This window comes from Rathayibacter sp. AY1H2, from assembly GCF_002931985.1.
GTDB lineage: Bacteria > Actinomycetota > Actinomycetes > Actinomycetales > Microbacteriaceae > Rathayibacter.
On record NZ_PSUV01000004.1, the window covers coordinates 18,763 to 38,441 of the forward strand.

The following is a 19,679-nucleotide window of genomic DNA, read 5'->3' on the forward strand; positions in this document are numbered from 1 at the left end:
CCGCGGTCGCCGTCTTCACGGCGCCCGGACACCGACGAGAGGCTCCCATGAACCACCGATGGCTCCGCACCGGCGAGGAGCGCACCCCGCGCATCTCCTTCGGCGCCGACTACAACCCGGATCAGTGGCCGCGCGAGGTCTGGGCCGAGGACGTCCGGCTGATGCAGGAGGCCGGGGTCGACGTCGTCTCCGTCGCCATCTTCTCCTGGGCGAAGATCCAGCCCGCCCCCGACCAGTGGGACTTCGCCTGGCTCGACGAGGTCCTCGACCTGCTGCACGCCGGAGGCATCGGAGTCGATCTGGCGACGGCGACCGCCTCCCCGCCGCCCTGGCTCACGCTGGCCCACCCGGAGATCCTCCCCGTCACCGCCGACGGCAGGATCCTCTCGCCCGGGGGCCGGCAGCACTGGCGTCCCACCTCGGCGGTCTTCCGAGCGCACGCCCTCGAGCTCGTCGAGCGCATCGCCGAGCGCTACCGGGACCACCCCGCGATCGTCGCCTGGCATGTCAGCAACGAGCTCGGCTGCCACAACGCCTGGGACCACTCCGAGGACGCCACGCGGGCGTTCCGCACCTGGCTCGAGCACCGCTACACCGGCATCGACGGCCTCAACGCGGCGTGGGGGACAGCGTTCTGGTCGCAGCGCTACAGCTCGTTCGAGGAGGTGCTCACTCCGCGTCTGGTGGCGGCCCTGCCGAACCCGACCCAGCGCCTGGACTTCCTCCGTTTCTCCTCCGACGCCCTGAAGGAGTACCTCGTCGCCGAGCGCGAGGTGCTGCGGCGGATCACCCCCGACATCCCGGTCACGACCAACTTCATGATCATGGAGGGCAAGAACCACGCCGCCTACGACGACTGGGCGCGGGAGGTCGACTTCGTCTCCAACGACCACTACCGCTTCGCCGGGGAGCAGTCCTTCGACGAGCTGGCCTTCTCAGCGGCGCTGACCTCAGGCGTCGCGCAGGGATCGCCCTGGTTCCTGATGGAGCACTCGACCAGCGCGGTGAACTGGCAGCCGGTCAACCAGCCCAAGCAGCCGGGGGAGATGGCGCGCGACGCCCTCACCCACGTCGCCTACGGCGCCGACGCCGTCTGCTACTTCCAGTGGCGGCAGTCCGTCGCCGGAGCGGAGAAGTTCCACTCCGCGATGCTGCCCCACGCCGGCGAGGACAGCCAGCTGTTCCGCGACGTCGTCCAGCTGGGGGAGCGGCTGCGCCGGCTGGACGATGTGGCGGGGAGCCGGCGCGAGGCGGCCCCGGTCGCCGTCCTGTTCGACTGGGACTCCTGGTGGGCGAGCGAGCTGGAATCGCACCCCAGCACGCTGCTGCGCTACCGACGCGAGGCGCTGGACTGGTGGCGCGCGCTCGCCGACGCGGGCGTCCGCGCGGACGTGATCACCCCGGGCACCGACCTGACCCAGTACGACGTCGTCGTCGCTCCGATGCTCTACCTCGTCTCCGGGCGGACAGGTCGCGAGCTGACCGGCTACGTCGAGGGCGGCGGGAACCTGATCACCACGTACTTCTCGGGGATCGCCGACGAGAACGACCACGTCGTCGCCAGCGGCTACCCGGGTGCTCTGCGCGACCTCCTCGGCATCCGAGTGGAGGAGTTCCACCCGCTCCTCGAGGAGGAGCACGTCCTGCTGGAGGGTGACCTGCGCGGATCCCTGTGGACCGAGGGGATCCAGCTCCGCAGTCCTGAGACGCGGGTGGTCCGCCGCTACGCGACAGGACCGCACGCGGGCGAGCCGGCGGTGACGCGGCGCGCGGCCGGAGCGGGCAGCGCCTCCTACGTCTCGACCCGTCTCCGAGGGGGTGACCTCCTCGATGTCGTCGCCGAACTTCTCGAGGCCGCCGGAGTGGCCTCCGAGCTCCCGTCGGAGATGGTCGGCGCCGTCTTCCACTCGCGGCGGACGATCGACGGCAGCGGGTTCGATTTCTACATCAACCGCACCGACCGCCGAGTCGCGCTTCCCTCCGATGAGCCGGACCTTTTCGAGCAGCGGGCTGTTCCTCCGAGGGGAGTCGCAGTGGTTCGTCGGATCGGCGGCCCACTCCGCTGACAGCGAGCCGGGCGGCGCTGCTGCTCGAAGCGCCGATCCGCTCGATCGTGCAGCGCGCGGGGGCCGTGCCGCATCGCGACCGGTCGCCGGGAGTCGGCGCGTCCTGATCGGAGGCGGGCTCACCGGTCCGGTCGTGCCGACATCCCCCCGGACGCGAGGAAGGGCCGCCCCGAGGGACGGCCCTTCCTGCGACTCCGTCGGCCCTCGCTCCTCCAGAGGAGCCGGGCCGACGAGTGCTCAGTGCTGGCGGATCTTGTCGATCAGCTTCCCGCCGAGGTCCTTGACCTTGTCGGTGATGGGGGTGCTCGACTTCGGCCGCTCGGTGACGGTGAACGGCAGGGTGATCGCCTTGCCGGTCTGGTCGCCGGTCACCGTGACGCTGTAGTCGCCGGGCGTGGTGGGCGCCTTCGCCGTGACGGTGAGGCCGCCGCCGGCGAGGTCGCGGGTCGCGGTGCGGTCCGTGAACAGGGGCGCGGAGCCGATCAGCTGCGTGTCCCCGTTGAAGCCCTTCGCGGTGAGGGTGACGTCGGCTCCGGGGGCGAACGACGAGCCGGAGAGCTCGGCGGTGGCTCCGAAGCTCATCGAGCGGATGTCGCGGTCCACTCCGAGCGCGTTCGTGATGGTGAAGAACGTGTCGGTCTGGTCGGTGAGCCCGGCGACGTTCGCCGCGCCCGGCCCGTAGGCGGCGATGCGCAGCTGCGTTCCGGTGTGCTGCTGCGATCCGCCCTCGGCGGCGGTGCCGTACGACACCTTCATGGTGCTGCCGTCGGCGGTCTTCAGCGCGGTGCTGAGCGAGGTCGGCGGGGTGGAGTCGACGATCTGGCTGGAGTGGGCGTGGTCGGCGGTGACGATGACGAGGGTGTTCCCGTCCGCCTCGGCGAACGCGAGCGCGGCCTGGACGGCCTCGTCGAGGTCGACGGTCTCGCCGATCTGGCCGCACGCGTTCGCGGCGTGGTCCTGCTTGTCGATGCTCGCGCCCTCGACCTGGAGGAAGAAGCCCTGGTCGCCGGTGTCGAGGAGGTCGATCGCCTTCTCGGTCATGGAGCGGAGCGTCGGCTGCTCGGCCGGACGGTCGGGGTTCGCGACGCAGGTCTGCGGGGCGGCGTCCGCTCCGCCGACCGTCGCCGGGGTGGGCGCGTAGCGGACGGGCAGGTTGCCGGAGTTGAACAGTCCGAGCACGGGCGCGTCCTGGTCGGCGACGGTCAGCGCGTCGAGCTGCGCGGCGGTGGCGGCAGTCGTGGCGTCCCCGAGCACCTGGAAGCCGCGCTCCGCGGCCTGCTGGAACAGCGGCTCGCCGCTCCAGTCGCCGGCGCGGGCGACCTGCGCGAAGCTGGCCGAGCCTCCGCCGAGGGTCAGGTCGGCGCGGGTGTCGAGGATCTGCTCGCTGATCGAGCCGAGTCCGCCGTTCTCCAGCGCGTCGTCGCCGCAGCTCGCGCTGTCGGGTCCGTAGCAGCTGCGGGCGTCGACGTGGGCGGCCTGCACGGCCGGGGTGGCGTCCTGGATCTCGGCGGTGGTGACGTTGCCGGTCTTCAGGCCGTTCGCCTTCGCGATCTCGAGGAGGGTGTCCTTGCGCTGCTGGTCGATGTCGACCGAGATGGCGTTGTCGTAGGTCTTGGTGCCGGTGGCCCAGGCGCTGCCGGTGGCGGCGGAGTCGGGCACGTAGTCCGGGGCGCCCTTGACGGCGCCCGTCGCCGGGTCGTCCGCGCGGTAGAGCGAGTAGGTCGTGTACTGGCCGGTGATCGGCAGGGCGTCGATCCCGGGGAAGCGGCCGGCCGCTCCGTACTGGTAGTTGCGGGCGACGGTGATCTCCGAATCGCCCATGCCGTCCCCGATGAGGAGGATGACGTTCTTCGCGTCCTGCTCCTTCACCGCTGCGCGCAGCGAGTCGGAGAGGTCGGCGTCGACCGGGGAGATGCGGGCGGCTCCGCCGGTGGCGGAGAGGTCGGCGGCACCGACGGCAGTGGCGGCGCCGGGTGCGGCCAGGGCGGCGGCGCAGACCAGAGCAGCGGCCGAGAGGGCCAGAGCGGAGCGTCCGCGGTTCGCGGAGCGGAACAGTCGTGTCACGTCGTGGACTCCTTGAGAGGTGAGACCCCGGAAAGGGGCACGCTCATCTCACTCCTCATCGCCGCATCGGTGGGTGAACGGTGATGCATAGCTGAGTGAACTTTCCGACGAGGGCTCTCGGCCCCGGCGGCCCGCCGGAGCGTCCTGCCGACCGGCGTCCTGCCGACCGGCGCTCACCGGGAGCGGCGGTCGGCAGGGGCGCGGTCGCCGGGAGCCTTTCGGGTCAGCGCTGGACGAGCGGGACGGCGATGTCCGTGACGTCCGCGCCGATGGCGCCGAGCGGAGTCGCCGTGCCGTTCAGCAGTCCGATCTCGTAGAGCGACCCGTTGACGGCGGCGAGGCCGACCGAGCCGATGGAGCTGCCGTTGCGGAGGACGGAGTAGATGTCGAAGCCGGTCGCACCCGCTGCGTCGAGGCCGAGCTTCCCGGTCGGCGCCAGGGTGCCGGCGTTGGCCGGGGACTGGATGGCGATCTGGTCGAGGGCCGTGTCGAGGACGAACAGGGTGGTCGCGCTGTTCGCGTCGAGGTCGTTGTTCGTGTACGCGGCCCCGGCGACACCGGTGGCCACGGCGGGCGCGGCGTAGCTGAGCGTGCCGTCGGCGACCGTCGCGGCGCCCGCGGTGGCGAACGGCTGACGGAGGTTCTGGCCCGTGTCGCTGACCACGCGGAGCGCGTTGGCGGCGGGGTTGAAGTCGACGCCGAAGGAGGTGCCGCTCAGCGCCACGGTGAGACGGGTCACCTGGGTGGCCGCGCCGGTGGACGGGTTGATGGAGTAGACGCCGGCGCTCGCCGCGTTGTCGCCGACGCCGTAGAGGGCGCCGTCCTGGACGCGGTAGTCGATGCCGATGAGCGCGGTGTCGCCGCCGGTCAGGCCGCTGACGGCGACGCGGTTCGTGACCTTGCCGGGCTTGGTCGGGTTGAACTGCACGAGCTTCGTGCCGCCGTCGGAGAGTCCGACGACCCGCAGCTTCGCCGCCACGGAGCGGACCGCGTTGATCAGGTTCCTGTCCGACGCGCTGCTGGAGTCGCTGGTCGCCGCGGCGGGAGCGACGCTGCTCGCACCGGCGAGCACGGGTGCCACCGCCATCACGCCCGCGACGGCGACAGCTGCGATACCGACTCTGATGTTCCTGGTCATCGTGCACTCCTCGAGACTTGCGGTCGCCGGAGATCGGCGGCTCGGAGGGGGATACCGTCCGGAGCGCGCGAGCGTTCATCCGATCCGGAGATCCGTGCCCCGTCACTCCAGAGAGCCGTCGGCGAACCGGCGGAGCGCGGCCGAGTAGCGGTCCGGGTCCCGGTGGTCGCTGTCGGTCAGGAGCAGCACCGAGCCGGAGACGGCGCGCGTGTACTCGCCGCGGCAGGGGAGGGTGACCACCGTCGTCAGTCCGGCCTCCCAGGCGGGGACGAGGGAGCCGAGGCAGCGCCGCTCCGGGGCGGCGTCCAGCGGGACGTCCCGCGCGTCCATCCGGGCGGACCGCAGCTCGTCGTGCCAGGCGCGGAATGGGGCTCCGAGGGAGTCGTCGCCGAAGCGCTCGCGCCAGCCGGGGCCGCGAGCGAGGTCGAGGAGGCGTGCGCGCTCGAGCGATCCGTCGGCGGTGCTGGAGAGCCGCCGGAGGAGCGGGCCGGTCTCGACCGCCAGATGCTCGACGCAGTCCTGCCACAGCTGAGGCCAGGCGCGCTGCTCGTCGGCGCCGGGCTCCGCCGACCCGACCCGTTCCGGGGACCGCTCGAGCGGCGGCGGCCCGTCGCCCGCCGGAGTGAAGCCCCACGCTTCGCGGATCCAGAGGAGCTCGAGCAGCGCCGCGGGGTTGTCCTCGACCGTGATGACCATCTCCGACGGCCAGGGGTCGCCGGGAAGGGGACGGGATGCGCGCATGAGAGGAGCTCCTTCCGGGGGGATGAGGTCGGATCGTGCCGGCGAAGGCTCCAGGGAGGCTGGACTCGCGTCGGCCGACGCGCCACTCCTCCGGGCTCCCAGCGGCGTCGCCGGTGATCCTCCTCGCCGGCGGTCGAGGACGGCGCCGAGCGCCCCCCGAATGTCGGTGCCCCCGACCTACACTCGGACGCGTTCGAACACACGTTCGATACCACGAGGAGGGAGTCGACCATGAGCGCGACCGTCGTGGAACGCATCGCGACTCCGGCCTCGGACGCCGTCGCCGTCACCTTCCTCGTCACCAGCGAGGCGGTGGCGGCGGGGTTCCCGTCGCCGGCGCAGGACTACTTCGACGGGTCCCTCGACCTCAACGACCACCTGATCCGCGACAGGACGTCGACGTTCATCGTCCGAGTCTCGGGCGAGAGCATGGTCGGCGCGGGCATCAGCGACGGCGACGAGCTCGTGGTCGACCGGTCGATCACGCCGACGCACGGGAGCGTGGTCATCGCGATCCTCGACGGCGAGCTGACCGTGAAGCGCCTCGAGCTGCACCCCGGGGGAGTGGTGCTGCGGGCCGAGAACCCGGAGTACCCGCCGATCCACGTCGCCGAGCTGAGCGACCTCCAGGTGTGGGGCGTCGTCACCGTCTGCCTCCACCGGCTGCACCGTGCGCTCTGAGCGGCGCATCGCCCTGGTCGACGTGAACTCGTTCTACGTCTCCTGCGAGCGGTTGTTCGATCCGAGGCTCGCGGGCCGGCCGGTCGTCGTCCTCTCGAACAACGACGGCTGCGTGGTCGCGCGCTCCGACGAGGTGAAGAGGCTCGGGATCGAGAACGGCACGCCCTGGTTCCAGATCGAGCCGCTCATCCGCTCCGGTCGCCTCCCGGAGGTGATCGCCCGATCGAGCAACTACGAGCTGTACGGCGAGCTGTCCGCGCGCGTCATGGAGCTGCTGGGCCGCTACTCCGCCTGGCAGGAGGTGTACTCGATCGACGAGTCCTTCCTCGGCGTCGACGGCGACGTGGCGGAGCGGGCGAAGATCGGCCGGGAGATGCGGGCGGCCGTCGCGAAGAACGTCGGGCTGCCCGTCTGCGTCGGCTTCGGACCGAGCAAGACTCTCGCGAAGTTCGTCAACAAGGGCGGAGCGAAGAAGCACCCGCGCCTGGGGGGCGTCTGCGACACGGACTGGTACACGCCCGAGCAGCTCGACGCGCTCATGGCCTCGCAGCACGTCACCGAGCTGTGGGGAGTCGCCGGCCGCACAGGGAAGCGCCTCGCGGAGCTGTCCATCCACACCGTCCGCGATCTCCGCGACGCGGACCCCGCGCTGATCCGCAAGAAGTTCTCGGTCGTCCTGCAGCGCTCCGTCTACGAGCTGCGCGGCGTCGACTGCATCCCCCTCGAGGCCGCTCGCACCGTCCGTGACCAGCTGATCTTCTCCCGGTCGTTCGCCACTCCCGTGACGACGATCTCCGACATGGAGCAGGTGCTCTCCGTCTACGCGCAGCGCGCCGCCCACCGCCTCCGCGCTCAGGAGTCGGTCACCAGGACGATGAGCGTGTTCGCGTCGACGTCGCCGTTCGCGGACGCGCCGTACGAGTCCGCCGGCGGCCTGGCCGGCTTCCCCGTCCCCACGGACGACCCGGTGGCGATGGTGAGGGCCGCGATCGGCACCCTGCGCCCGCGGCTGCGGGAGGGCGCGCGCTACGTGCGGGCCGGCGTCATCCTCACGAACCTGTCGCCGCGGCACTCCCACGCGCTGCTCGAGATCTTCCACACCGCCTTCGACACGAAGGGCCTCGGCGCCACCATCGACGCCGTGACGAAGCGCCACGGCCGGTCCGCGGTCGGCCTCGGGCTGGCGGGCATCCGCACGGGTCCGGTGTGGACGATGAAGCGCGACGCCCTCTCGCTCCGGGCGACGACGCACTGGGGCGAGCTGGCGACGGCCCACGCGCGGTGAGCCCGCCGGCGGGGAGATCGGGTCATCCGACGCGTAGGCGCCCGGGGCGCTCTCGGGCAGGCTCGTCGCCATCGACGAGTGTCGGTGCGGGGACGGCGGGAGGACCCATGGCCGAGAGCTGGCAGGACGCATCGGTGCGGGGCGTCGCGATGATCGAGAACGAGCTGGTCGTGCGCGACTTCCTCGAGGTGTGGAGCGCTCGCGACAGCCGCCAGCTCGTCCCGTTCCTGCATCCGGAGGTCGTCTACAGCGCGTCGAGCTCGCAGGAGATCGCGGGGCGGGCGCGGGTCCTCGAGATGTGCGACGAGGTCCACCGGGCGTTCACCGAGATCCGGATCGCCCTCGTCACGATCGCCGTCGCCGGCAGCGTCGTCCTCACCGAGCACGCCCTGCACCTCCGCTCGGACACGGGGGAGGGCCACTGGCTCCGCTGCTTCGGGAGCTACGAGCTCCGCGGAGAGCAGATCGTCACCTGGCGGCAGCTCCATGGGTGAGGGCCGCGCGTGACGGCGGTGACCGGCCCCGCGCGCCTCAGGCTCGCCCTGGTGCTGCTGGCCATCGCCTCGGGCGCGACCGACGCGTTCGCGTTCCTCCTGCTCGGCGGCATCTTCACCGCGAACATGACGGGCAACCTGGTGCTGCTGGGGCTGTACCCCCGCTCCGCCTGGCTGACGACCGCGGCCGGAGCGGTCACAGCGATCGTCTTCTTCGCCGGAGCGGTCTACGCCGGGTTCCGCACGACCCGGGCGCGCACGCCGTCGACCGGCGACGGGAGACGTCCGCTCCGCGCGATCGCGCTCGTGGGGGTCGTCCTGCAGCTCGCCGTCGCGGTCGCCTGGCCGACGGTGCAGGGCGGCACGTCGCTGCTCGTGGACTGCGCGTTCATCGCGACCAGCGCGGCGGCGCTGGGGCTGCAGACCGTGCTCGCGAAGCGGATCTCCGGCGCCGCAGGCCTGACGACCACGTTCGTCACGGGCACGCTCACGAGCCTGATGCAGGAGCTCGCCGAGCGCTCGTCCGGGTCGAGGACCCTCCAGGCGCTCATCGTCGCGAGCCTCGCGGTCGGGGCCGTCGTCGGAGCGGCGACCGTGACGCTCGCCCCGGCCTGGGCTCCGACGCCGGCCCTCGTGCTCTCGGCGCTCGCCGTCGTGCTGCTCTTCGCGCACGGCGCGCGAGCCGTGCCCGCGGGGGCGGAGCCCGGGGCCCCGCGTCCCGCGTGACCGGGATCAGGCGTCGAGCGCCCACTTCGGCCGGACCCAGTGGCAGGTGTAGCCGCCGGGGTGCTTGCGCAGGTAGTCCTGGTGCTCCTCCTCGGCGTCCCAGAACTCGCCGGCGGGCTCGACCTCGGTGACGACCGGTCCGGGCCAGCGGCCCGACGCGTCGATCTCGGTGATCGTCTGGCGCGCGACCCTCTCCTGCTCAGGCGAGAGGAAGAGGATCACGGAGCGGTAGGCCGTGCCGATGTCGTTGCCCTGACGGTTCTTCGTCGTCGGGTCGTGCACCTGGAAGAAGAACTCGAGCAGGTCGCGGTAGGAGAGCTGCTCGGGATCGAACTCGATCTCGACCGCCTCCGCGTGGTCGCCGTGGTGGCGGTAGGTCGCGTTCGGCGTGCTGCCGCCGGCGTACCCGGCGCGGGTGCTGAAGACGCCCGGCATGTCGCGGATGAGCTCCTGGAGCCCCCAGAAGCATCCGCCCGCGAGGATCGCGCGCTCCTCGGCCATCAGACGCCTGCCTTCGTGTCGTGCGCGGACTCGCGCGGAGAGATCATCATGCGGGCAAGTCCATCACGACCGGGGACGTCGCGGCGAGCGTCGGACGACTCTCCGAGCAGACCGTCGGCGGGGGAGCCGAGCGTGTCCCGCCCGAGCGCACCGTCACTGCGATCGGTACGCCGCCGGAGATGCACCGGTGGGAACGAGTCATCTGACCGGGTCGCTCCGGGTGCCCCCGTTCCTACGCTCGTCGGTACAACCGAGGAGAGAGCGGAGCGGACCATGGAGCAGCCGAACGTCGAGACGCGCAGTGCACGGCGGGTGATCGAGACCCTGACCGCCAACGGCGTGAAGTACGTCTTCGGGATCCCGGGAGCGAAGATCGATGCGGTCTTCGACGTCCTCGCCGACGAGGGGCCGGAGCTGATCGTCTGCCGGCACGAGCAGAACGCCGCCTTCATGGCCGCCGCGGTGGGACGGCTCACGGGCTGCCCGGGTGTCGTCCTCGTGACCTCCGGCCCCGGCACGACCAACCTCGCCACCGGCCTGCTCACGGCCAACACGGAGCAGGACCCGGTCGTCGCGCTCGCCGGGGCCGTGCAGCTCTCCGACCGTCTCAAGCGCACGCATCAGTCGATGGACGCGGCCGCCTTCCTCACCACCGTGACGAAGTACACGGTCGAGTCGACGGATCCGGACGACGTCTCGGAGGCGGTCAGCAACGCCTTCCGCGCCGCGGTCACCGAGCCCCGCGGCGCCGCGGCGGTCGTCCTGTCGGCCAGCGTGATGGCCGCGCCGACCTCGCAGGTCATCACCCGGGCGGCCACGGGGCCGACGAGCGGTCCGGCGCGCGCCGAGGACCTCGCCCACGCCGCCGACCTGATCAACACGGCGGAGCGGCCCGTCCTCCTCGTGGGACTCCGCGCGTCGGAGCCGGAGACCGTCGCGGCCCTGCGGGCCCTGATCAGCGAGACGGAGCTGCCGGTGATCGAGACGTTCCAGGCGGCCGGCCTCGTCTCCCGCGAGCTCGAGGACCACTACCTGGGCCGCGTCGGCCTCTTCAAGAACCAGCCCGCCGACCTCGCCCTCGCCGAGTCCGATCTCGTCGTCGCGATCGGCTACGACGCCGTCGAGTACGACCCGGTGATCTGGAACAGCGACGTCGACCGCCGGATCGTCCACATCGACTCCGTCGACGCCCCGCTGGACAACCACTACCTGCCGGCGCTGGAGCTGAAGGGCGATCTCGCGCAGACGGTCGCGGCCCTCACGCCCCTCGTCTCCGGCCTGCAGCTCGACGAGGACGCGGCCGACCGGGTCGCCCGGCACCGGAGCGAGCTGGAGCGGATCGACGACGCGGCGCGGACGGCCGAGGCGGCTCCCGGGACCGTCGATCCCGCCCGCCTCGTGCTCCTGATGCGCGACCTGCTCTCGGACGACGCCACCGTGGCCTGCGACATCGGCTCGAACTACATCTTCATGGCCCGGCACTTCCGCGTGTACGAGCCCAAGCACCTGCTCTTCTCGAACGGGCAGCAGACCCTCGGCGTCTCCTTCCCGTGGGGCATGGCGGCGAGCCTCCTGCGCCCCGGGACCCCGGTGGTCTCCGTCTCGGGCGACGGAGGTTTCCTGTTCTCCGCGACGGAGATCGAGACGGCGACGCGGCTCGGCCTCTCGTTCACGCACGTGATCATGCGGGACGACACCTACGACATGGTCGGCTTCCAGCAGCTGCTGAAGTACGGCCGCAAATCCGGGGTCCAGCTCGGCGACTACGACATCGAGAAGTTCGCGGCGGCGTTCGGCGCCACGGGCAGGCGGGTGAGCGGCCTCGCCGAGTTCGAGGAGGCGTTCCGCGCCTCTCTCGCCGAGCCGGGCGTCTCGATCATCGACGTCGCGGTGGACTACAGCCGCAACGTCGACATCGCCGCCCACCTGGTCGAGGACGCCTTCGAATGAGCACGCACACGGTCGACTCGACCGACGACTACGCGATCTACCAGAGCTCGACCATGGCCGCGCTGCTGGCCGGGGTCTACGACGGGGACCTGACGATCCGCGAGCTGCTCACCCACGGCGACCTCGGGCTGGGCACCTTCAACCACCTGGACGGCGAGATGGTGATCGTCGACGGCGTCTGCTACCACCTGCGCAGCGACGGCTCCGTCCAGGTCGCGGACGGCGACGACCGGACGCCCTTCGCCGCCGTGCTGCCCTTCCACGCGACCACGACGTTCACGGTGGAGGAGCCGACCGGTCTCGCCGGCCTCACCCGGCTGATCGACGACGCGGTCGACGGCGGGAACATCCCCGTCGCCCTGCGGATCGACGGCCGGTTCACCGAGGTCCGAACCCGGACCGTGGGCGCGCAGACCGAGCCGTACCCGCCCCTGATCGAGGCGACCGCCCACCAGAGCGTCACCGGCATCGCCGACACCCGCGGCACGATCGCGGGCTTCCGCACTCCGCAGTTCGAGCAGGCCGTGTCGGTCCCCGGGTACCACCTGCACTACGTCGACGACGCCCGCGAGAAGGGCGGGCACGTCCTCGACGTGACCGTGGCCGAGGTGACGGTCTCGCTCACTACCGTCGCCGGACTGCACCTCGCGCTTCCGGAGACGGACCAGTTCCGCCGGGCGGACCTGGCGATGAAGGACATCGCGGCGCAGGAGGCGCGAGCGGAGGGGTGAGGCGGGCGGGACCTCCGGGGAGACGGGCCGGCCGCGACACGTCTCCCCGGAGGCCCGTCAGGGCGCGAGCTCCTCGCGGACGATCGCCGCTCCCGCGCTCAGCGCGCTGAGCTTCCCCCAGGCGAGGTCGCGGGGCAGCGGTGCCATGCCGCAGTTCGTGCTGGGGAGGAGCAGGTCCGCGTCGACGAACCGGAGGGCGCGGCGCAGGGTGTCGGCGACCTCCTCGGGCGTCTCGACGGTCCCGCTCGCGACGTCGATCGCTCCGAGCATGACCTTCTTGCCGCGGACGAGCTCGATCAGCTCCATCGGCACGTGGGAGTGGTGGCTCTCCAGCGAGACGATGTCGAGCGAGGACTGCTGGAGGAGCGGCAACGACTCCTCGTACTGCCGCCACTCCGACCCGAGGGTCGCCTTCCAGTCGGTGTTCGCCTTGATCCCGTAGCCGTAGCAGATGTGCACCGCGGTCTCGATGCGGAGTCCCTCCGCCGCCCTCTCCAGCGCGGCCACACCCCAGTCGTGCACCTCGTCGAAGAAGACGGTGAAGGCGGGCTCGTCGAACTGGACGATGTCGACTCCGGCGTCCTGGAGGGCTCGCGCCTCCTCGTTGAGGATGGTCGCGAACTCCCACGCCAGCTTCTCGCGGCTCCCGTAGTGCCGGTCGGAGAGGGTGTCGATCATCGTCATCGGGCCGGGCAGCGCCCACTTGATCGGCTGATCGGTCTGCTCGCGCAGGAACCGGGCGTCGTCGGCGAACACGGGCCTCTCGAGCCCTACGGCGCCGACGACGGTCGGCACGCTCGCGTCGTACCGGTCGCGGATGCGCACCGTCTCGCGCCGCTCGAAGTCGACGCCCGTGAGGTGCTCGATGAACGTCGTGACGAAGTGCTGCCGGGTCTGCTCCCCGTCACTGACGATGTCCAGGCCCCGGTGGTGCTGCTCGTGGACAGCGGCGCGCAGGGCGTCCTGCTTGCCCTCGGCCAGGGCGTCGCCGGTCAGGCGCCACGGGGACCACAGGGTCTCCGGCTGCGCGAGCCACGACGGCTTCGGCAGGCTGCCGGCGATCGAGGTGGGCAGGAGCGGGAGGGACGTCGAGGATCCGCGGGCGCTCATCGGACCGCTCCCGCGTACCCGGCGGCCCACTGCCGCAGCCGCTCCCCGTGCGGCTTCATGAGGTGCTCCTCTGCGAACCGCCCCTGCTCGACCGCGAGCCGGCCGCGCTCCTCGCGGTCGTAGGAGACCGCGGGCCGCACGTAGTCCTGCTGCTCCAGGTCCGGCCGGTAGACGTCGGCGGCGGCCGAGCGCGCGCCGTAGATCTCGGGCCGGTAGATCCTCTGGAACGTCTCCATCGTGCTGATCGTGGCGATGAGCTGGAGGTCCGAGTAGTCCTCCAGCAGGTCGCCGCCGCAGTAGAACGCGAGCGGCGCCGTGCTGCCGGGCGGCATGAAGAAGCGGACCCCGAGGCCCATCTCCGCGAAGTACCGGTCGGTCAGCGAGAGCTCGTCCTGCCGGTACTCGACGCCGAGGATCGGATGGAGGGTCCCGGTGCGCCGGTACGTCCTGCTCGTCGAGACGCTGATGCAGATGACGGGCGGCGTCGACGAGAGCTCCGCGTACTGCGCGGAGTACCGGAAGTGCTGGAAGAGCGCGCCGTGCAGGACGCCGAAGTCGTCGGGGACGGTGAAGCCGGCCTGCGCGGCGTTGACCGCCGGCAGCCGCACGCTGAAGTCGTGGTCGCGGAGGTAGGAGGAGAAGTTGTTCCCCAGTGTCCCCGGCTGACATCGGCCGGTGCGGCGGTCGAGGATCCGGGTGCGCAGGACCTCCAGCAGGGGGAACTCCCGGTCCTCGCCGTCCGTGGTGAGCCGCAGCCCGACGGAGACGATGTCGAGCCCGACCGTGTAGCGGCCGCGGCTCGGATCGTCGCCCGGCACGAGATCGTTCAACCGGTCGTCGATCATCCGCAGCGCGGTCCGGAGGTTCTCCCGGCGGCGCTCGCCGCGGGCCAGATTCGCGAAGTTGGTGGTGATCCGGGAGCTCTGGGCCGGCGAGTAGTCCTCGTCGAAGGGGGTGAGGGTGATGCTGAAGGCGGGTTCGTTCGTCATGATCGGCCGATCGGTAGGAGGGACTGGGGCGGGGGCACGATCAGTGCGGGTGGTCCTCGGTCAGCTTGAAGCCGAGTCGGCCGTGCGCGAAGGCGGCTCCGGCTCCGATGGCGGCCGCGACCCAGGCTGATTCGGCGAGCTCGGTCTCGGTCGCACCGGCGCGCACGGCGTTCTGGCCGTGGCCGTCGATGCAGTAGACGCACTGCTTGCTGATGCCCACGGCGTAGGCGATGAGCTCGCGGTACTTGAGCGGGATCTCGCGACCCTGCGGAGCGAAGACGGCGGTGTCGAAGGCGGTGAACGCCGCAAGGACGTCGGGGGTCTCCTTCTTGTAGGCGGCGGTGTAGCGGCGGTCGGCTGCGCGGTCGTAGTAGGCGTCGGTCATGGTCTTCCTTCGGAGGTCGGAGAGGGGGCGGAGGGGATGAGGTCACGGCCGGGCGGGGATCTCCAGGCCGAGGTTCTCCCGCAGGGTCGTGCCCTCGTACTCGGTGCGCAGCGAACCGCGCTCCTGCAGCAGCGGCACGACGCGGTCGACGAACTCGTCCAGACCACCCGGGTGCAGGTGCGATCCGAGGACGACCCCGTCGCCGCCTCCGCTCTGCACGAACTCGTCGAGACGGTCGGCGACCTGCTCAGCCGTGCCCACGTACTCCGTGCGGTCGAAGACGGTCTCGGCGAGACCGCGGAGGGTGAGGTCGCGCTCCTGAGCGAGCGCACGCCAGGCGCGCACGGTCCCCGCGCGATCACCGTGGATCAGTGCGCGGCCCTCGATCAGCGGCGGCGCCTCGAGGTCGGGCTCGAGATCGGGTACCGGCCCGTCGACGTCGAAGCCCGACAGGTCCCGGTTCCAGACCTGCTCGAAGAGCACCTGGATCGTGCGCGGTGTGAGTTGCTGATCGCGGATCCACCGCGCTCTCTCCTCCGCCTCCGCAGCGGTGCCGCCGAGGACGACGGCGGCTGACGGGAGGATCCGCACGGAGCCGGCCGGGCGACCCGCCGCCGCGACCCGGGCCGCGATGTCGCGCGCGAACTCGTGCGCCTCAGGTCCCCGGTGGTAGGGGGAGAAGATCACGTCGGCGCTCGACGCCGCGAAGTCGCGACCCTGCGGAGAGACGCCCGCCTGCACGATCACCGGGCGGCCCTGCGGGCTGCGCGGCACGGTGAAACGGCCGGAGACGTCGAACTGGCTGCTCGAGACGGCGAACGACCCCGTCGACGAGTCGGCGAGGAACTCGCCGGAGGGGGCATCGGCTCGCACGGCGTCGGAGGTCCAGGTGTCCCAGAGCGTCGTCACCGCGCGGACGGCCTCCTCGGCACGGGCGTAGCGGTCGGCGCGGTCGAGGAAGCCGCCGCGGCGGAAGTTCGCGCCCGTGAAGGCGTCGAAGGACGTGACCACGTTCCACCCCGCTCGTCCGCCTGAGAGGTGGTCGAGGGTCGCGATCTGACGGGCGAGCTCGAAGGGCTCGTTGAACGTCGCGTTGAGCGTGCCGACCAGGCCGATGTGCTCCGTGACCGCGGCCAGCGCGGCGAGGAGCGGCAGAGCGTCCGGTCGTCCGGCGATGTCATGGTCGAACGGGCGCCCCGCGCGCTCCCGCAGTGCCAGACCCTCGGCGAGGAAGAAGTAGTCGAACCGCCCGCGCTCCGCGGTCTCTGCGACGCGGCGGAACGTCGAGAAGTCGACCTGGCTGCCGGCGTCGGGGTGCTCCCACAGGGTGTGCTCGTTCACCCCGCCCACGTAGGCGGCGAGGACGATCTGCTTCGGTCGCCGCGTCATGACTGCTCCTCGGAGGCGTAGCGGTTCGGGATCGACGTGGGCAGGCCCAGGGCTGAGCGGAGGGTGCGGCCCTCCTCCGTCCCGACGAGCAGACCGCGTCGGCGCAGCTCGGGCACGAGGTCGTCGGCGATCAGCGGCAGATCGGTGGCGAGAACCGCGGGTCGGAGGCGGACGCCGTCGTAGCCGAGCCGTGAGAGCTCGGCGATGCGGTCGGCGACGGACGCGGCCGACCCGGCGGCGACGGCGGCGTCGCCGGTGAGCGGTCGGCCGAGAGCGTCGAGGCGCGAGAGTCTGGCCGCGGCGGACTCCGCCGGGGTGTCGAGGACGACGACGAGGTCGGCGAGGACCCGCAGGCGCTCGCCCGTGCGCCCCGCCCCGCGCTCCGCCTCGGCGATCTCCTGGAGGATCCTCTCGGCGTCCGCTGCGTTCTGAGGCGTCGCGAACACGACGTCGGCCGAGCGCGCGGCGAAACGGTACGGGATGTCGGCGTGTGCGAGCGCGGCGACGACGGGCTGCCCCTGCGGCGGCCGGGGAGTGATCGCGGGGCCGCGCACCGAGAACCAGCGTCCTGCGAAGTCGACGCGGTGCACCTTGTCGGCGTCGAGGAAGCGATCGGTGGCGACGTCGCGGATCTCGGCGTCGTCCTCCCAGCTGTCCCAGAGTCTCCGTGCGACCTCGACGGCGTCGGCCGCCTCCTCGAAGAGCTCGTCGACGACGGCGCGGATCGCGGGGTCCTCGAGAAGGGGCGTGCCCGGCTCCGGCGGCACGATCGCCGCGATTCGTCGTCCGACGTGCGAGGCTTCGTCGACGCGTGACGACACCCTGACCTGCCAACCGCCCCGCCCCCGGCTCAGGTGGTCGAGCGTCGCGACGGCCTTCGACACGTGGAAGGGCTCCGTGTGCGTCACGGTGACCGTGGGCACGAGACCGATGCGGCTCGTGAGGGGGGCGACGTAGGAGGCGATCAGCAGCGCGTCGAGCCGGCCGCGGACCTCGTCGGTGCGGTCGTCGGCCAGGAAGGGGTCCGCCGATTGCAGGGCGAAGGAGTCCTCGATCGTCACGAAGTCGATCCCGCCGCGCTCCGCCCGCTGCACGATGTCCGCCCAGTACGCGCCGGTGAAGAGCGCGTCGGGACGGGCGCCAGGCTCGCGCCAGGACGCGGGGTGCCAGCCGGCGCCCTCGAGGGCGACGGCGAGGCTGAGGGGTGGGGCGGCGGTCATCGTGCTCCTCGGATCAGGGTGCCGGCTCGGACGAGCTCCTCGTCGTCGAGTGCGCGGAGGCGGCGCAGCAGCGCGCGCGCGACCTTGTCGTTCTCGCGGAACGACACCGCGTTCGTGCCCGGCCGGGAGAAGGCGCCGACGAACGGCGAGTCGGTGTACGGGCCGATCGCGTACCGGCGGCCGACGCGGCCTCCCGCCGTCGAGCGCAGCAGGGTGTCGTCCTGGTGCACGCGCAGCCTCCCGGTCGACAGGAGAGTGTCGCCGACGTCGACGAGGTCCTCGACCGCCGACCCTGACGCGACGAGCGCTCGCATCAGCGCGTCGTCGCTCCTCGCAACGGACGTCCGGGGGAGGCGCGCGTCGACGAGAGCGTCAGCGAGGACGACCTGATCGGTCGCCCCGCCGCTCGCGACGAAGCGGCCCTCCTCTTCGGAGGTCTCCACACGGATGCCCGGGCCGAGGAAGTCGACGACGCCCGCGTCCGAGAGTGCGAGCAGCTCCTCGAGACGGTGCGCGGGCGGCCCGCTCGCGAGGAAGCTGAACCAGCCGAGCCACCATCCGTGCAGATCCTCGATCCGCGAGCGGGGCGTCCACCTCGCGGACGCGGTGAGATCGGCGACGAGGAAGTGGCTGCGCAGAAGCGCGAGGAAGAGCGCCATCGTGGCGCTGTGCTCCTGCCGGCTGCGCAGAGCCAGGTCGTCCCGGATGTAGGCGCGCACCGCCTCCTGCAGCGCCGAGCCGTCGGCGAACCGCACATCGGCGAACGGGCGGTCGAGATCGGGGAGGAGCAGCCTGTCGAGGCTGTCCGGCACAGTGTCCGCGACGAGCGCGGTCAGGGTCCGCGCATCTCCGAGGACCCGCTCGGCGTCGGCCCCGAGTGCGGGGAGAGCGTACCCCTGTCCCGCTTCGGGTCGCGGGCCGCGGGAGCCGGCGAGGACCGAGGCGCGCGGGTCGAGCCGCGAGAACACCTCCGAGAAGTGCGTCCAGTCGGTGCTCACCCGGTCGGGGTGCCCGGTGAAGAGCTCACGGTAGTAGCCCCAGAGCATCTCCTGGGCGATCAGGGGCCAGACGTCCTCGCTGAAGTCGAGCGGGCGGTGTCGCGAGCGCAGCTCCTCCACGACGGACGCCGAGAACCAGCGGGGCTCGGGCGCGGCTCCCTGGAGCGTCGAGCCGATCTTCGAGTGGTAGGGGACCCCGCGGCGGCTGCCGATCAGGATGCGCGGCTCACGTCCCGACGGGTGGTAGCGCAGTCCGCCGGCGTCGTCCCGTTCGAAGCGGCCGCCCCGGCCCTCGGTGAGCAGCACCAGGAGATCGACCGCGACGAGGCCGAAGCCGCGCACGATCACGTCGCGTCCGGCGCGGAGGGATCCGAGGTCGGCGTCGGCCGTGAACGACGGCGGCAGGTAGGCGAGGCCGTGGCGCTCGGCGAACCCGGCCAGCCGGGTCTCGTCGACCGTCGGCAGAGCGCCGCTGTGCCCGAGCGAGAACAGGACCAGGTCCGCCTCGATCACGTCGCCGGAGTCGAGGACGACCCGCTGCGCACCGTCGTCGCGGCCGAGCACCTCGACGACACGCGCCGCGTGCTCGCGGACCTCGACGTCAGGGCGGAGAGCGGCGAGCGCCTCCCGGTGGAACCAGCGCAGATAGAGGCTCTGCAGCCGGCGGGTGGGGAAGCTGTCGGCGCGGAGCCCGTCGAGCTCGCGGCGCACGGCTTCGTCGCCCTCTGCGAGCGCGATCCGGCCGGCCCGCACCGCCTCCGCCCACTCGATCAGCGAGGGTCCGGGGCGCACCGGCCCCTCGATCGTCGCGCTCGCGTCGGTGAACATCGTCACGTCGGCTGCGAGCGAGTTGAGCTTCAGCAGCGGCGACTGCTCGTAGCGCCAGATCCGGCCGGGGCCGACGGGGTACGGGTCGACGACGTGGACGACGAGCGCGGCCGGCCCGAGGGCGTCCTCGGCGGCGTTCGCGGCGAGGCGCTCGAGGACCCCGACCGCGCGGGGACCTCCCCCGACGATCACGAGGGAGCGGGTCCCGTCCGATGGCGCTGACATGCGTCCACGATGACTCTTCCCCCGTGAGGACGCCGCTCTATGACGACTCGTGACGATGTGAAGAAGTGTGTAGCGGCGGGTTGGAGCCGGGTGGCCGCGGACCCTAGCGTCGGCCCCCACGGCGTGCAGAACGGTGCGCCCCGACAGGCAGGAGCCTC

17 protein-coding genes are annotated in these 19,679 nt (G+C 72.0%); 7 read left to right on the forward strand and 10 right to left on the reverse strand.

Annotated elements, in window-relative coordinates:
• Positions 1-47: 47 nt before the first annotated feature.
• The gene (locus C5C29_RS04780; RefSeq protein WP_104308019.1) at positions 48-2,066 is read left to right on the forward strand and encodes a beta-galactosidase; all 2,019 of its coding nucleotides are present in this window, start codon (positions 48-50) and stop codon (positions 2,064-2,066) included.
• A gap of 237 nt (positions 2,067-2,303) precedes the next feature.
• Here C5C29_RS04780 and phoA read toward each other — a convergent pair whose 3' ends face one another.
• The 3 genes from phoA to C5C29_RS04795 form a co-directional block, all read right to left on the reverse strand.
• On the reverse strand, positions 2,304-4,130 hold the full coding sequence (phoA, locus tag C5C29_RS04785) for an alkaline phosphatase (RefSeq protein ID WP_308470861.1): 1,827 nt from the start codon (positions 4,128-4,130) through the stop codon (positions 2,304-2,306).
• A gap of 223 nt (positions 4,131-4,353) precedes the next feature.
• Positions 4,354-5,268: a DUF4394 domain-containing protein gene (locus tag C5C29_RS04790; protein ID WP_219813767.1), complete on the reverse strand. Its 915-nt coding sequence runs from the start codon at positions 5,266-5,268 to the stop codon at positions 4,354-4,356.
• A gap of 102 nt (positions 5,269-5,370) precedes the next feature.
• Entirely contained in the window at positions 5,371-6,009 is a 639-nt protein-coding gene (locus C5C29_RS04795; protein ID WP_104308020.1) for a hypothetical protein, read from the reverse strand.
• Positions 6,010-6,240: 231 nt separating this feature from the next.
• On the opposite strand from C5C29_RS04795, the gene C5C29_RS04800 reads away from it, so the two are divergent.
• The 4 genes from C5C29_RS04800 to C5C29_RS04815 all read left to right on the forward strand — a co-directional run bounded on the left by C5C29_RS04800 (position 6,241) and on the right by C5C29_RS04815 (position 9,195).
• Entirely contained in the window at positions 6,241-6,690 is a 450-nt protein-coding gene (locus C5C29_RS04800; RefSeq protein WP_104308021.1) for a LexA family transcriptional regulator, read from the forward strand.
• On the forward strand, positions 6,680-7,975 hold the full coding sequence (locus C5C29_RS04805) for a Y-family DNA polymerase (protein WP_104308022.1): 1,296 nt from the start codon (positions 6,680-6,682) through the stop codon (positions 7,973-7,975). The genes C5C29_RS04800 and C5C29_RS04805 overlap by 11 nt, the downstream gene beginning before the upstream one ends.
• Before the next feature lie 107 nt (positions 7,976-8,082).
• Positions 8,083-8,469, forward strand: coding sequence for a nuclear transport factor 2 family protein (locus tag C5C29_RS04810; protein ID WP_104262240.1), 387 nt, complete (start codon positions 8,083-8,085; stop codon positions 8,467-8,469).
• A gap of 9 nt (positions 8,470-8,478) precedes the next feature.
• The gene (locus C5C29_RS04815) at positions 8,479-9,195 is read left to right on the forward strand and encodes a YoaK family protein (RefSeq protein ID WP_104308023.1); all 717 of its coding nucleotides are present in this window, start codon (positions 8,479-8,481) and stop codon (positions 9,193-9,195) included.
• 6 nt (positions 9,196-9,201) lie between these two features.
• Here C5C29_RS04815 and msrA read toward each other — a convergent pair whose 3' ends face one another.
• Positions 9,202-9,696, reverse strand: a complete 495-nt coding sequence (msrA, locus tag C5C29_RS04820) for a peptide-methionine (S)-S-oxide reductase MsrA (RefSeq protein ID WP_104226547.1) — start codon at positions 9,694-9,696, stop codon at positions 9,202-9,204.
• A gap of 273 nt (positions 9,697-9,969) precedes the next feature.
• Between msrA and alsS the strand changes: the two genes are divergently transcribed.
• Together alsS and budA are read left to right on the forward strand one after the other, a co-directional pair.
• Positions 9,970-11,646: an acetolactate synthase AlsS gene (gene alsS / locus C5C29_RS04825; RefSeq protein WP_104308024.1), complete on the forward strand. Its 1,677-nt coding sequence runs from the start codon at positions 9,970-9,972 to the stop codon at positions 11,644-11,646.
• Positions 11,643-12,377 carry an acetolactate decarboxylase gene (gene budA, locus C5C29_RS04830; protein ID WP_104223295.1) on the forward strand — a complete coding sequence of 245 codons (735 nt, stop codon included), beginning with the start codon at positions 11,643-11,645 and terminating at the stop codon, positions 12,375-12,377. The genes alsS and budA overlap by 4 nt, the downstream gene beginning before the upstream one ends.
• Before the next feature lie 57 nt (positions 12,378-12,434).
• On the opposite strand, the gene C5C29_RS04835 is transcribed toward budA, so the two are convergent.
• From C5C29_RS04835 to C5C29_RS04860, 6 genes are read right to left on the reverse strand one after another with little or no spacing between them, the layout of a single operon-like run.
• Positions 12,435-13,487, reverse strand: coding sequence for a methionine synthase (locus C5C29_RS04835; RefSeq protein WP_104226544.1), 1,053 nt, complete (start codon positions 13,485-13,487; stop codon positions 12,435-12,437).
• Positions 13,484-14,476 (reverse strand): putative oxygenase MesX, encoded by a 993-nt coding sequence (locus C5C29_RS04840; protein WP_104308025.1) that lies wholly within the window; start codon positions 14,474-14,476, stop codon positions 13,484-13,486. Before C5C29_RS04840 ends, C5C29_RS04835 begins: the two co-directional genes overlap by 4 nt.
• A 40-nt stretch (positions 14,477-14,516) precedes the next feature.
• Positions 14,517-14,861 carry a carboxymuconolactone decarboxylase family protein gene (locus tag C5C29_RS04845; protein ID WP_104223293.1) on the reverse strand — a complete coding sequence of 115 codons (345 nt, stop codon included), beginning with the start codon at positions 14,859-14,861 and terminating at the stop codon, positions 14,517-14,519.
• Between the two features lie 42 nt (positions 14,862-14,903).
• Positions 14,904-16,250, reverse strand: a complete 1,347-nt coding sequence (locus C5C29_RS04850; RefSeq protein ID WP_104308026.1) for an NtaA/DmoA family FMN-dependent monooxygenase — start codon at positions 16,248-16,250, stop codon at positions 14,904-14,906.
• Positions 16,247-17,470: an LLM class flavin-dependent oxidoreductase gene (locus C5C29_RS04855; protein ID WP_104226542.1), complete on the reverse strand. Its 1,224-nt coding sequence runs from the start codon at positions 17,468-17,470 to the stop codon at positions 16,247-16,249. The genes C5C29_RS04850 and C5C29_RS04855 overlap by 4 nt, the downstream gene beginning before the upstream one ends.
• On the reverse strand, positions 17,467-19,521 hold the full coding sequence (locus C5C29_RS04860) for an FAD/NAD(P)-binding domain-containing protein (RefSeq protein WP_104257615.1): 2,055 nt from the start codon (positions 19,519-19,521) through the stop codon (positions 17,467-17,469). The genes C5C29_RS04855 and C5C29_RS04860 overlap by 4 nt, the downstream gene beginning before the upstream one ends.
• Positions 19,522-19,679: the final 158 nt, after the last annotated feature.

What these genes read in the sequence shown, in the direction of transcription:
- C5C29_RS04780 (WP_104308019.1), top strand. Translation starts at nt 48, where the DNA reads ATGAACCACCGATGGCTCCGCACCGGCGAGGAGCGCACCCCGCGCATC.
- C5C29_RS04790 (WP_219813767.1), bottom strand. Translation starts at nt 5,268, where the DNA reads ATGACCAGGAACATCAGAGTCGGTATCGCAGCTGTCGCCGTCGCGGGC.
- C5C29_RS04795 (WP_104308020.1), bottom strand. Translation starts at nt 6,009, where the DNA reads ATGCGCGCATCCCGTCCCCTTCCCGGCGACCCCTGGCCGTCGGAGATG.
- C5C29_RS04800 (WP_104308021.1), top strand. Translation starts at nt 6,241, where the DNA reads ATGAGCGCGACCGTCGTGGAACGCATCGCGACTCCGGCCTCGGACGCC.
- C5C29_RS04810 (WP_104262240.1), top strand. Translation starts at nt 8,083, where the DNA reads ATGGCCGAGAGCTGGCAGGACGCATCGGTGCGGGGCGTCGCGATGATC.
- msrA (WP_104226547.1), bottom strand. Translation starts at nt 9,696, where the DNA reads ATGGCCGAGGAGCGCGCGATCCTCGCGGGCGGATGCTTCTGGGGGCTC.
- alsS (WP_104308024.1), top strand. Translation starts at nt 9,970, where the DNA reads ATGGAGCAGCCGAACGTCGAGACGCGCAGTGCACGGCGGGTGATCGAG.
- budA (WP_104223295.1), top strand. Translation starts at nt 11,643, where the DNA reads ATGAGCACGCACACGGTCGACTCGACCGACGACTACGCGATCTACCAG.
- C5C29_RS04835 (WP_104226544.1), bottom strand. Translation starts at nt 13,487, where the DNA reads ATGAGCGCCCGCGGATCCTCGACGTCCCTCCCGCTCCTGCCCACCTCG.
- C5C29_RS04840 (WP_104308025.1), bottom strand. Translation starts at nt 14,476, where the DNA reads ATGACGAACGAACCCGCCTTCAGCATCACCCTCACCCCCTTCGACGAG.
- C5C29_RS04845 (WP_104223293.1), bottom strand. Translation starts at nt 14,861, where the DNA reads ATGACCGACGCCTACTACGACCGCGCAGCCGACCGCCGCTACACCGCC.
- C5C29_RS04850 (WP_104308026.1), bottom strand. Translation starts at nt 16,250, where the DNA reads ATGACGCGGCGACCGAAGCAGATCGTCCTCGCCGCCTACGTGGGCGGG.
- C5C29_RS04855 (WP_104226542.1), bottom strand. Translation starts at nt 17,470, where the DNA reads ATGACCGCCGCCCCACCCCTCAGCCTCGCCGTCGCCCTCGAGGGCGCC.
- C5C29_RS04860 (WP_104257615.1), bottom strand. Translation starts at nt 19,521, where the DNA reads ATGTCAGCGCCATCGGACGGGACCCGCTCCCTCGTGATCGTCGGGGGA.